The sequence below is a fragment of the Streptomyces sp. NPDC057617 genome (assembly GCF_042800555.1).
Taxonomy (GTDB): domain Bacteria; phylum Actinomycetota; class Actinomycetes; order Streptomycetales; family Streptomycetaceae; genus Streptomyces.
Map to the genome: position 1 here is coordinate 174950 of NZ_JBHVGV010000012.1, position 11885 is coordinate 186834.

The window sequence follows — 11885 nt, forward strand, 5'->3', positions numbered from 1 at the left end:
GATCGCGCGGCGCGGCCACCCGGCGACCGGCCGGGTGGGTACTTGTGGCGCCGAGCCATCGGACCGTCACTTCCGAAGGGTGTTGTCCATGGGCTCGATCCGGCGGCCGATCCTGTTTGTCAGCTATGCCGAAAGCGGTCTTCTCAATCCACTGCTCGTGCTGGCGGAGGAATTGTCCCGGCGCGGGGTGGAGGATCTGTGGTTCGCGGCCGATGAAAAGGTGCGCGACGACATTGCGGCGGCGGGCAAAGCGGGAACTCCCGTGGAGTTCGCGTCACTCGGTGAGGTCGTCTCCGAGATGTCGGCCGTCACCTGGGACGACGAGACCTACCGCGAGGTGACGCAGCGCTCCCGGTTCAAGGCGCATCGCGCGGTCATCAGGCACTCGTTCGCGCCCGAGGCGCGGGTGGAGAAGTACCGGCGGCTCGAAGCGATCGTCGACGAGGTCAAGCCGGCGCTGATGGTGATAGAGAGCATGTGCCAGTACGGGTACGAGCTGGCGATCACCAAGAACATTCCGTTCGTGCTGGGTGTGCCGTTCGTACCCAGCAACGTCCTCACCTCGCATGTGCCGTTCGCCAAGTCGTACACCCCGGCGGGCTTCCCGGTGCCGCACTCGGGGCTGCCGCTGGAGATGAGCTTCACCCAGCGGGTGGCCAACCAGCTCTTCCGGCTGCGGACGCTGGGGATGTTCATGGCCCCTTCGATGCGGAAGGTGGTCGAGGTGGACAACCGGATCCGCGAGGAGCTGGGGATCGCGCCCGAGGCGCGCCAGATGATGGCCAGGATCGACCATGCCGAGATGGTGCTGTGCTATTCGGTGCCCGAGCTGGACTATCCGTTCCCCATGCCGGAGAAGATGCGGCTGGTCGGCGCGATGGTGCCGCCGCTGCCGCAGGCCCCCGACGACGACGGTCTGTCCGACTGGCTGTCGGCGCAGGAGTCGGTGGTGTACATGGGGTTCGGTACGATCACCCGGCTGACGCGGGAGCAGGTCGGCTCGCTGGTGGAGGTCACCCGGCGGCTGGCCGGGCGCCATTCGGTGCTGTGGAAACTCCCCAAGGAGCAGCAGGAGCTGCTGCCGCCGCAGGACCTGCTTCCCAGGAATCTGCGGATCGAGAGCTGGGTTCCGTCGCAGCTCGATGTCCTCGCCCATCCGAATGTCCGGGTGTTCTTCACGCACGCCGGCGGCAACGGCTACCACGAGGGGCTGTACTTCGGGAAGCCGCTGGTGGTACGCCCGCTCTGGGTGGACTGCGACGACCAGGCCGTCCGTGGCCAGGACTTCGGTGTCAGCCTGACCCTCGACCGTCCGGAGACCGTCGACGCCGACGATGTCTTCGACAAACTCACCCGGGTGCTGGACGACCGTTCCTTCCGCGAGCGCGCGGAGCACTTCGGGGAGCTTCTGCGCGCTGCGGGCGGCCGGGGCGCCGCGGCGGATCTGCTGCTCGGCCTTCCCGTACTCGCCTCCCACTGATCGGGGTATTCCATGTCATTCACCCATCCGGTTTCCCGGCCCTGGCTCGGCGGGCGGGAGCTCGACTATGTGACGGAGGCCGTCAGCGACGGCTGGATCTCGTCGCAGGGGCCGTATGTACGCCGGTTCGAGGACGAGTTCGCCCGGTACAACGGGGTGGCGCACGGTGTCGCCTGTTCCTCGGGGACGACGGCGCTCACCCTGGCGCTGCGCGCGCTCGGGGTCGGCCCGGGCGACGAGGTGATCGTTCCCGAGTTCACGATGATCGCGAGCGCGTGGGCGGTGACGTACACCGGGGCTACGCCGGTCTTCGTGGACTGCGGGGACGATCTCAACATCGATGTCTCGCTGATCGAGGAGAAGATCACCCCGCGCACCAAGGTGATCCTGCCGGTGCACATCTACGGGCGCCGCTGCGACATGGACGCGATCATGGATCTCGCCCTCCAGTACAACCTCCGGGTGGTGGAGGACTCCGCCGAGGCGCACGGCGTGCGGCCGGTCGCCGACATCGCCTGTTTCTCGCTCTTCGCCAACAAGATCATCACGGCCGGCGAGGGCGGTATCTGTCTGACCGAGGACCCGCGGCTCGCCGAGCAGATGGCGCATCTGCGCGCGATGGCGTTCACCAAGGACCACAGCTTCCTGCACAAGAAGCTGGCCTACAACTTCCGTATGACCAGCATGCAGGCGGCGGTGGCGCTGGCGCAGACCGAGCAGCTCGACACGATCCTGGAGATGCGCCGGGAGATCGAGCGCCGCTACGACGAGGGGCTGCGCGGCATCGACGGGATCATCACGATGCCGCCGCGCGACGTGCTGTGGATGTACGACGTGCGCGCCGAACGCCGGGACGAGCTGCGGGAGTTCCTCGCGGCCGAGGGTGTCGAGACCCGGCTGTTCTTCAAGCCGATGAGCCGGCAGCCGGGCTACTTCGACGCCGACTGGCCGTCGCTGAACGCCAGTCGGTTCAGCGAGGACGGCTTCTATCTGCCGACGCACACCGGACTGACCGCTGAGGACCAGGAGTTCATCACCGGCAGGATCCGCAAGTTCTACGGCGCGGCGTGAGGCCCGCGCGAGGCGCGACGGCGCTCATCTCCGTACCGTACGCGCCCGTCTCCGTACCGCACGCGCTCAGCTCCGTACCGCACGGGCAGTTCCGAGTCCAGCACGGGCAGTTCCGATCCCCAGGGGAATCCGAGACATGACAACTACCGACAGGTGCCCGGTCGCCTTCCCGCTGCGGCGGCCGGGCCGGCCCTTTCCACCACTGGAGTACGCGGACTTCCGGCGCACGGACGGGCTGGTCAGGTCGACGCTGCCCAGCGGGGTCCCGGTCTGGCTGGTGACCCGGCACGAGGACGTACGGACCGTGCTGACCGATCCGAGGATCAGCTCCAACCCGTCCCATCCGGGGTTTCCCCGGGCGGCGAAGACGGGCGGGGTGCCCTCGCAGGACCAGGTGCCCGGCTGGTTCGTGGCGCTGGACCCGCCGGAGCACGGCCGGTTCCGCAAGACGCTGATCCCGGAGTTCACGGTCCGCAAGGTCAGGGAGATGCGGCCCGCCATCCAGCAGATCGTGGACGACCGTATCGACGCGCTGCTCGCGGCGGGGAACACGGCCGATCTGATCGCGGACTTCGCGCTGTCCGTGCCGTCCCTGGTGATCTCCGATCTGCTGGGGGTGCCCCATGTGGACCGCGACTTCTTCGAGGCGAAGACCCGCGTCCTGGTCACGCTGACCTCCACGGACGAGGAGCGGGAGTCGGCGACCAAGGCGCTGATGCGCTATCTCAACCGGCTGATCACCATCAAGCAGCGGCGGCCCGGCGACGATCTGATCAGCCGGCTGCTGGCCGACGGCACCATCTCCCGGCAGGAACTGACCGGGGTGTCGATGCTGCTGCTGATCGCGGGCCATGAGACGACGGCGAACAATATCGGGCTCGGTGTGGTCACCCTGCTGAGCAATCCGCGGTGGATCGGTGACGAGCGCGCGGTGGAGGAGCTGCTGCGCTACTACTCGGTGGCGGACCTGGTGGCGTTCCGGGTGGCCGTCGAGGATGTGGAGATCGGCGGGCAGCTCATCGCCGCGGGCGAGGGCATCGTGCCGCTGGTCGCCGCCGCCAACCATGACGGAACCGTCTTCGACCGGCCCGACGAGTTCGACCCGGAGCGGTCCGCCCGGTCTCATGTGGCGTTCGGCTACGGGGTGCACCAGTGCCTGGGGCAGAACCTGGTCCGGGTCGAGATGGACATCGCGTACCGGACGCTGTTCTCCCGTATCCCCACGCTGGAGCTGGCGGTGCCGGTCGAGGAGCTGAGTCTGAAGTACGACGGAGTGCTGTTCGGGCTGCACGAGCTGCCCGTCCGCTGGTCATCGACGGAGGAGTGATGGTGCGCATCAGCGTGGACACCGAACGCTGTGTGGGGGCGGGGCAGTGTGTGCTGTCGGCTCCCGATGTCTTCGACCAGGACGACCACGGCATCGTGACGGTGCTGGAGGAGCCGGCGGACGAGCCGGCGCGGGACGCGGCGCGGCAGGCCGGGATGGTCTGCCCGTCGCAGGCGATCTCGGTCGAGGAGAGCTGACGGCTGTCCGTACCCGCCCCTGACACCGGGCGCCGTACAGCGTCGTACGGCGCCCGGGAACACGGAACGGGCCCTGCCCCCAAAACCATGGGGAGCAGGGCCCGTTCGCCGTTTCCGGAAATCCCTCTTGACCGGAAGTGCCTCGCTGCCGGAAGAGTCTCTACCAGGCGACCGGCAGCTCGGTGAGACCGGCGGAGAGCTGGCCGCCCAGCACCTGGAGTTCCTCCACCGGGAGCGCGAGGCGCAGTCCGGGCAGGCGGGTGAAGAGCAGGGTGTACGCGGTCCTGAGCTGCATCCGGGCCAGCGGGGCGCCGATGCAGTGCCACATGCCGTGGCCGAAGGTGAGATGCGGGTTGGGCGAGCGGTTGATGTCGAAGAGTTCCGGCTCGTCGAAGACCTGCCGGTCGAAGTTGGAGAGGGTGAAGTCCAGCAGGACCAGGTCTCCGGCGCGTATCGTCACACCGCCGATCTCGACGTCCTCGCCTGCGTACCGCGGCAGCACCGAGCCGCCGCCCTTCGCCGAGCGCAGGATCTCCTCGACGGCGCCGGCCATCAGCTTGGGGTCCCCCAGCGCGGCGTCGCGCTGGTCGGGGTGGAGCGTGAACAGGATGATCCCGAGGTCGACATGGCTGGCGACGGCCTCCAGCCCGGCGAAGAGCACCCCGGCCGCGATGGGGCCGATGCGCTCGTCGGAGGGCTCGCTCTCGCAGAGCCGGGAGATGACGTCGTCGCCGGGCTCGGCCCGCTTGCGGCCCGCCAGCTCCACCAGATAGCGGAAGAGGTCCCGCTGTCCGCCCTCGACGGCCTCCGGGTCGTCGAGTCCGCCCATCCGGGAGAGCAGCATGACCAGCAGGCCCTGGTCCTCTGCGGGGATGCCGATCAGCTCGCAGAGGACGGCCAGGGAGAACGGCAGCGAGAATCCGCCGTGCAGATCGGCTGGCGGCCCCTGGGCGATGAAGCTCTCCAGCACGCCTTCCGCGATGGCCTCGACCTTGGGCATCAGGTTGAGAACGCGGCGGGCGGAGAAGTTGGGGGTGAGCAGCGCGCGGGTCTCGGTGTGGAGTTTGTGGGCCAGCGCGAAGTCGTCCGTGACGAGCATGTCAAGGAAAGGGTTCTGCACATAGCGGGGAGCGGTGGCGGGCGTGGGGTGGGCGCGGCCGAGACGCTCGTCGTGGAGCAGTTCCTTGAGTTCGGCGTGCCGGGTCACCAGCCAGCCCTCGTCGCCGGCGGGGGTGCGCACCTTGCAGATGGGGCTCCTGGTCTGGAGGTCGCGCAGCAGCGGGCTGAGCCGCAGGACGGACGGCGGCCGTGCGGTGAGGGCGGGCAGTTCGGGGGATGTGGTCATCGGGGGTCTCCTCGGACGGTGGGTGCCTCTGGGTGCTTGCTCGCCGCGCCCGGCCCGGGGCGGCCCCCGCCGTGGTCGCGTACGACGGTACGGGGGCCGCCCCGGGGTGTCCGTGTGTACGGGCGGAGCCGGCGCGGCGAGTCGGTGCGGAGCCGGGGTTGTCTACGCGGCACCGGCGGGGAGGGCGCCGAGCCACTCCTCCATGGCCCGCGCGGTCAGCGCGGAGTGTTCCTTGGCGAGGGAGAGATGGTTCGCGTCGATGTCCCGGATCTCGTCCGCGGGCACCGAGGCGGTGTCGAAGAGGAATCCGCCGAAGGACTGGGTGCACCGCACCAGCAGGGTCGGGGCGGTGGTGGGCACCGTCTCGATGTCGGTCATGGCCATGAACCAGTGGGCCATCGCCGACAGCCTCGCGCTGTTCAGCGTGACGGACGGCGAGTCGATGTCGGCGAGGTAGTACTGCGTGGTCTTGTCCAGGTCGTTGCCCTCGCCCACCCGGTAGCGGATGCTCGCGGTGTCCAGCAGGACGACGCCCTCCGGCTTGATCCCCCAGGTCTCCTCCAGCACCCCGGCGGCGAGATAGGCGAGCGAGCCGCCCGTCGAGTGGCCGGCCAGTACGAAGGGTTCGCCGTCGCTGGCGTGCAGGACGCTCTCCGCCACCACCCGCGCCGCGGCCTCGCTGGTGGCGGGCAGCAGCTCACCGGGCGCGAAGCCCATCAGCGGCAGGGCGGAGACATGGCGCTTGCCGCGGAAGTGGGCTGCGATACGGGCGTACTGGTGGACACCGCCGGTGGCGCCGGGCGCGCTGACGAAGACCAGACGGGGGCTGCTCGGGCCCTCGGCCAGGGTGACGGGGACCGACAGCTCCTCCAGATCGGCCGGGGTCTCGAAGGTCGGCCGGGTCTTGGCGACCGCCACCAGCATGCGCATCGCCTCGACCAATTTGCCGCCCTGGACCGCACTGTGGAAGAGGCCCTCCAGGGTCTCGCCCGGGTCGTGGGCCTGCCTGGCCGCCGCGGAGGCGCCGGAAGCACCCGCGCCGGAGCCGGGGACCGGGGCGAGCTGCCCGGCGATCTCACCGTGCAGCCACCGGGCGAGTTTGACGGGTGTCTCGTTGTCGAACACCACCGAGGTCGGCAGCCGCAGCCCGAGCGCTTCGGCGAGCTGGTTGCGCAGCGAGACGGAGACCAGCGAGTCGAACCCCAGCTCCAGGAAGCTGCGTTCGGGGTCGATGCCGCTCGCGTCACGGTGGCCGAGGAGCCCGGCGGTGTAGCCGGTCACCAGCTCGACGAGGAGGCTCTCCTGCTCGGCGGGTACGAGGTTCCGCAGCCGCTCCCGCAGGGTGACGGGCGACCGGTCGCCGGCCGAGGCGGCCCGCCTGGTACGGGGCACCAGTTCGCGCCAGAGCGCGGGCAGGGCCTGCTGGGTGCGGAGCCCCGCCACATTGATCCTGGCCGGGACGAGCGCCTCGGCGCCGTGTCCGGTGGCGGTGTCGAAGAGGGCCAGGCCCTCGTCGAGGGCGAGGGCGGGCATACCGCCACGGGCCATCCGCTCCAGATCGGCCTCGCTGACATGGCTGGTCATCCCGCTGCCCCGGCCCCAGGGGCCCCAGTCGAGGGAGAGCGCGGGCAGCCCCTCGTCCCTGCGGTGCCTGGCCAGGGCGTCCAAGTAGGCATTGGCGGCCGCGTAGTTGGCCTGTCCGGGGCTGCCCAGGACACCGGAGACCGACGAGTACAGCACAAACGCCGACAGGTCCAGCTCGCGGGTGGCCCGGTGCAGATGCCAGGCGGCGTCGGCCTTGGGCCGCAGGACGCGCTCCAGCGCCCCGGGGGTCAGTGAGCCGGTCATCGCGTCGTCGAGCACCCCGGCGGTGTGCACCACCGCGGTCAGCGGATGCGCGGCGGGCACGGCGGCGAGCAGCGCGGAGACCGCGTCCGGGTCGCCCAGGTCACAGGCGACGGCGGAGGCCTCGGCGCCCGACCCGGCCAGATCCGCGAGGAGTTCCGCCGCGCCGGGCGCGCCGGGGCCGCGGCGGCTCGCCAGCAGCAGGTGCCGTACGCCGTGCCGCGCGGCGAGATGCCGGGCGAGCTGCCCGCCGAGTCCGCCCGTACCACCGGTGATCAGTACGGTGCCCTCGCGGTTCCAGGTGGCCGGCGCGCCCGGGGCCGTGGCGGCGGGGTCGCTCTCGGGCGCCCTGGTGAGGCGCGCGACGCGGACGGTGTTGGCGCGTACGACCATCTGCTGCTCGTCGAGGGCGAGCAGTCCGGGCAGGACCCCGGCGGACAGGAACGTGTCGTCCATGTCGACGAGGAGGAAGCTGCCCGGGTTCTCGGTCTGCGCGGACCGTACGAGGCCCCACACGGCGGCCGCGGCCAGGTCCTGGACCTTCTCGCCGTCGACGGCGACGGCTCCACGGGTGACGAAGACCATCCGGGAGCCCGCGAGCCGGGGTTCGCCGAGCCACTCCTGGAGCAGGCCCAGCACCGAGGCGGTCAGGGCGCGCACCGCCTCGGGCCCGTCGAGCGCGGGGTCGCCGACCACGGGCACCAGGAAGACATCGGGCGCGACTCCGCTGTCGCCGACCGTTCCGGTCAGGGACTCCGCGTAGGCGCTCACGGTCTCGTCGGCCCGGTGCATGGCGTAGCCGAGGTCGAGTTCGTCGGCGCCGACGACCGCCCAGCGGGTGCCGGTGGCGGGCGCCGCGAGGGCGGCGGGCACCCAGTCGAGGGCGAACAGCGTGCCCTGGTCGGCGCCGCCCCCTGCGGGCGCGGGCCGCTGTTGTCCGGAGGGCGCGCCGAGGCGCAGCGAGTCCACGGTGAGGACGGGGGCACCTGCGGTGTCGACGGCGGTCAGGGCCACCGAGTCCTCGCCGGCCGGGGTGATCCGTACGCGCAGCGCGGTGGAGGCCCCGGCGTGCAGGGTCAGTCCGGTCCAGGCCAGCGGGACCGGGGCGGCGGGCGCGCCCTCCGCGTCCAGGGCTCCGGCGGCGCGGAGCGCGGCGTCCAGCAGCGCCGGGTGGATGCCGAACTCGGCGGTGTCACCGGCTTCGGCGGGCAGGGCCGCCTCGGCGAACACCTCGTCCTCGCGCCGCCACAGTCCGGTGAGGCCCTGGAAGGCGGGTCCGTGGGCGAGTCCGGCGGCGGTGAGCCGCTCGCGCAGGCCGGACAGCTCGACCGGTTTCGCGTCGCGCGGCGGCCACTCCGCGGCGTCAAAGGCGTTCGCGTCCGCCGCTGATCCGTCCGCGGTGGATCCGTCGGCCGGGGAGAGCGTGCCGCGTGCGTGCGCGGTCCAGGGCCGCGCGTCCTGGCCTTCTTCGACGGCGGGCTGGGAGTGGACCGTCACCGGGCGCCGCCCCTGCTCGTCGGCCGCGCCGACCCGTACCTGTACGGTGACCGCGCCGCGTTCGGGCAGCGTGAGCGGGGCGAGCAGGGTGAGGTCCGCCACCCGGTCCTGTCCGGTCTGGTCGCCCGCGCGGACCGCGAGTTCGGCGAAGGCGGTGCCGGGCAGCACGGTCCGGCCCTCGATCCGGTGGTCGGCGAGCCAGGGGTGCGAGCGCACGGACAGGCTGCCGGTCAGTACGGTCTCGTCCGAGTCGGCGATCGTCATGGCCGCGCCCAGCAGCGGATGCCCGGTGGCGGCCAGGCCCAGCCCGGCGGCGTCCCCGGTGACGGCGGCGACGGTGGGCCAGAACCGCTCGCGCTGGAACGCGTACGTCGGCAGATCCGTCCGGCGGGCGCCCGTACCGGCGAAGAGTTCCGCCCAGTCGACCGCGATGCCCCGGACGTACAGCCCGGCGAGCGCGGTGACGGCCGCGGTCTCCTCGGGTCGTTCCTTGCGCAGGACGGGCACGGCGGCGACGGCCGGGTCCTGGAGGGTCTCCGCCACGAGGGCGGAGAGCACTCCGTCCGGGCCGAGTTCGAGGAAGGTCTTCACTCCGCGCGCGGCGAGCGTCCGTACCCCGTCGCTGAACCGCACGGCCTCCCGGACATGGCGTACCCAGTAGTCGGCGGAGCCGAGTGCGTCCGGCGAGGCGAACTCCCCGGTCAGATTCGAGACGACGGGCACGGCCGGGCGCTGGAAGCCGAGGGAGGCCACGACGGCGCGGAACTCGTCGAGCATCGGCTCCATCAGCGGCGAGTGGAAGGCGTGGCTCACCGAAAGCCGGGTGGTCTTGCGGCCCTGGGCCGCGAGCCGCTCCGCGACCCCGTTCACCTCGTCCTCGGCTCCGGAAATCACCACGGAATCCGGCCCGTTGACCGCGGCGAGGGAGACCCGGCCCGTGAGCAGCGGGGCCACCTCGTCCTCGGTGGCCCGTACCGCCACCATGGCGCCGCCGGCCGGCAGCGCGCGCATCAGCTTGGCCCGCGCGGCCACCAGCCGGCAGGCGTCGGCGAGGGAGAACACCCCGGCCACATGGGCCGCGGTGATCTCGCCGATGGAGTGACCGGCCACGAAGTCCGCCTTGACACCCCAGGAGCGGACCAGCCGGAAGAGCGCCACCTCGACGGCGAACAGCGCGGGCTGCGTGAACCCCGTGTCGTTCAGCGGGCTTTCGTCGTCGCCCCAGATCACCTCGCGCAGCGGACGGTCCAACTGCCCGTCCAGCTCCGCCAGTACGGAGTCCAGTGCCTCGGCGAAGACGGGGAAGCGCGCGTACAGCTCCCGGCCCATCCCGAGCCGCTGGGATCCCTGGCCGGCGAACAGGACGGCCAGCGGGCCCTTGGCGGTCACCCCCCGGGCCGCCTCGGCGGGCGGCGCGCCGTCGGCGTGGGCGAGGAGTACGGCGCGGTGCTCGAAGGCGGAGCGGGTGGTGGCCAGCGAGTGGCCGATGTCGAGGGGGCCGGGGGCCGTCGGGGCGTCGGCGAAGGAGCGGATCCGGTGGAGCTGGGCGTCGAGCGCGGCTGCGCTTCTCGCCGACACGGGCCACGGTACGGCGGTGAGCGCCGCCCGCGGAGCCGTCTCTTCCTCCAGGTCGGGCGCGGTCGGCGGGGCCTGCTCGATGATCACGTGCGCGTTGGTGCCGCTGATCCCGAACGACGACACTCCGGCGCGGCGCACCCGGCCGTCCTCGGGCCACTCGACCGCCTTGGTGAGCAGCCGTACGTCGCCGGCCGACCAGTCGACGTGCGAGGAGGGCGCGTCCACATGGAGGGTCTGCGGGAGGACGCCGTTGCGGAGCGCCATCACGATCTTCATCACGCCCGCGGCACCGGCCGCGGCCTGGGTGTGCCCGATGTTCGACTTGACTGTGCCGAGCCACAGGGGGCGGCCGGGTTCGCGGTCCTGGCCGTAGGCGGCCAGCAGGGCGCCCGCCTCGATGGGGTCGCCCAGGGTGGTGCCCGTACCGTGCGCCTCGACCGCGTCCACATCGGCCGGGGTGAGTCCGGCACCGGCCAGGGCCTGGCGGATCACCCGCTGCTGGGAGGGGCCGTTGGGGGCGCTCAGACCGTTGGAGGCGCCGTCCTGGTTGACCGCGCTGCCGCGCAGCACCGCGAGGACGGGGTGCCCGTTGCGCTGGGCGTCCGAGAGGCGCTCGACCACCAGCATGCCGACGCCCTCGGACCAGGCGGTGCCGTCGGCCGCGTCGGAGAACGCCTTGCAGCGCCCGTCGGCGGCGAGTCCGCCCTGGACGCTGAACCCGGCGAAGCTCGCCGGGGTGGCCATCAGGGTCACGCCGCCGGCCAGCGCCAGCCCGCACTCGCCGTTCCGTACGGCCTGCGCGGCGAGATGGAGGGTCACCAGCGACGACGAGCAGGCGGTGTCGAGGGTGACCGCGGGCCCTTCGAGCCCGAGGACGAAGGACAGCCTGCCGGACAGGACGCTCGCGGCGAGACCGTTGCTCGCGTAGCCGCCCATGTCGTCCCGAGAGGCGAGGACGAGATGCGCGTAGTCCTGGGCGTTGGTGCCGACGAACACCCCGGTCCTGCTGCCGCGCAGCCCGCCCGGGGCGATACCGGCGCGCTCGAAGGCCTCCCAGGACACTTCGAGGAGGAGGCGCTGCTGCGGGTCCATGGCGAGGGCCTCGCGCGGCGAGATCCCGAAGAATCCCGGGTCGAAGTCGGGTGCCTCGTGGACGAAGCCGCCCTCCTGGGTGGCGCTGCTGCCCGGGCCGTCCCCGGCGAGGGCCTCCAGGTCCCAGCCGCGGTCGGCGGGGAAGCCGGAGATGGCGCTGCGGCCCGAGGCGAGCAGTTCCCACAGGTCCTCCGGGGACCGGACCCCGCCGGGGAACCTGCATCCCATCCCGACGATCGCCACCGGTTCATGGCGGCCGGATTCGGCTTCCCGGGCCCGTTGGCGGGTCTGGTGCAGATCCGCCGTGACCCACTTCAGGTAATCGACGAGCTTCTTTTCGTCCGGCATGGTCCGAACCTTCCTGAGATGTTTCGCATGCGAAGGGAGTACGGCGGGGATGGTCGGGGGCGGGGGCCGGGGGCGGAGTCCGGGCGGTGCGGCCCGCACAGGGGA

Annotated in this window: 6 protein-coding genes; 4 read left to right on the forward strand and 2 right to left on the reverse strand. The window is 71.8% G+C overall.

Annotated features, from left to right (window positions below; genetic code table 11):
- The first annotated feature begins 88 nt into the window (after positions 1–88).
- From ACFU9P_RS27410 to ACFU9P_RS27425, 4 genes are all read left to right on the forward strand, one after another.
- A complete protein-coding gene (locus tag ACFU9P_RS27410; RefSeq protein WP_384085682.1) occupies positions 89–1480 on the forward strand; it encodes a glycosyltransferase in 1392 nt (463 codons plus the stop codon).
- Positions 1481–1492: 12 nt separating this feature from the next.
- The gene (locus ACFU9P_RS27415; RefSeq protein WP_376385847.1) at positions 1493–2551 is read left to right on the forward strand and encodes a DegT/DnrJ/EryC1/StrS family aminotransferase; all 1059 of its coding nucleotides are present in this window, start codon (positions 1493–1495) and stop codon (positions 2549–2551) included.
- Between the two features lie 136 nt (positions 2552–2687).
- Complete coding sequence (locus ACFU9P_RS27420; RefSeq protein ID WP_384085686.1) at positions 2688–3878, forward strand: cytochrome P450; 1191 nt, start codon at positions 2688–2690, stop codon at positions 3876–3878.
- Positions 3879–3880: 2 nt separating this feature from the next.
- A complete protein-coding gene (locus tag ACFU9P_RS27425; protein WP_376385851.1) occupies positions 3881–4075 on the forward strand; it encodes a ferredoxin in 195 nt (64 codons plus the stop codon).
- A gap of 160 nt (positions 4076–4235) precedes the next feature.
- Here the strand turns inward: ACFU9P_RS27425 and ACFU9P_RS27430 are convergent, their stop codons facing one another.
- Together ACFU9P_RS27430 and ACFU9P_RS27435 are read right to left on the reverse strand one after the other, a co-directional pair.
- The gene (locus ACFU9P_RS27430; RefSeq protein ID WP_384085689.1) at positions 4236–5420 is read right to left on the reverse strand and encodes a cytochrome P450; all 1185 of its coding nucleotides are present in this window, start codon (positions 5418–5420) and stop codon (positions 4236–4238) included.
- 162 nt (positions 5421–5582) lie between these two features.
- The gene (locus ACFU9P_RS27435) at positions 5583–11879 is read right to left on the reverse strand and encodes a type I polyketide synthase (protein WP_384085692.1); all 6297 of its coding nucleotides are present in this window, start codon (positions 11877–11879) and stop codon (positions 5583–5585) included.
- Positions 11880–11885: the final 6 nt, after the last annotated feature.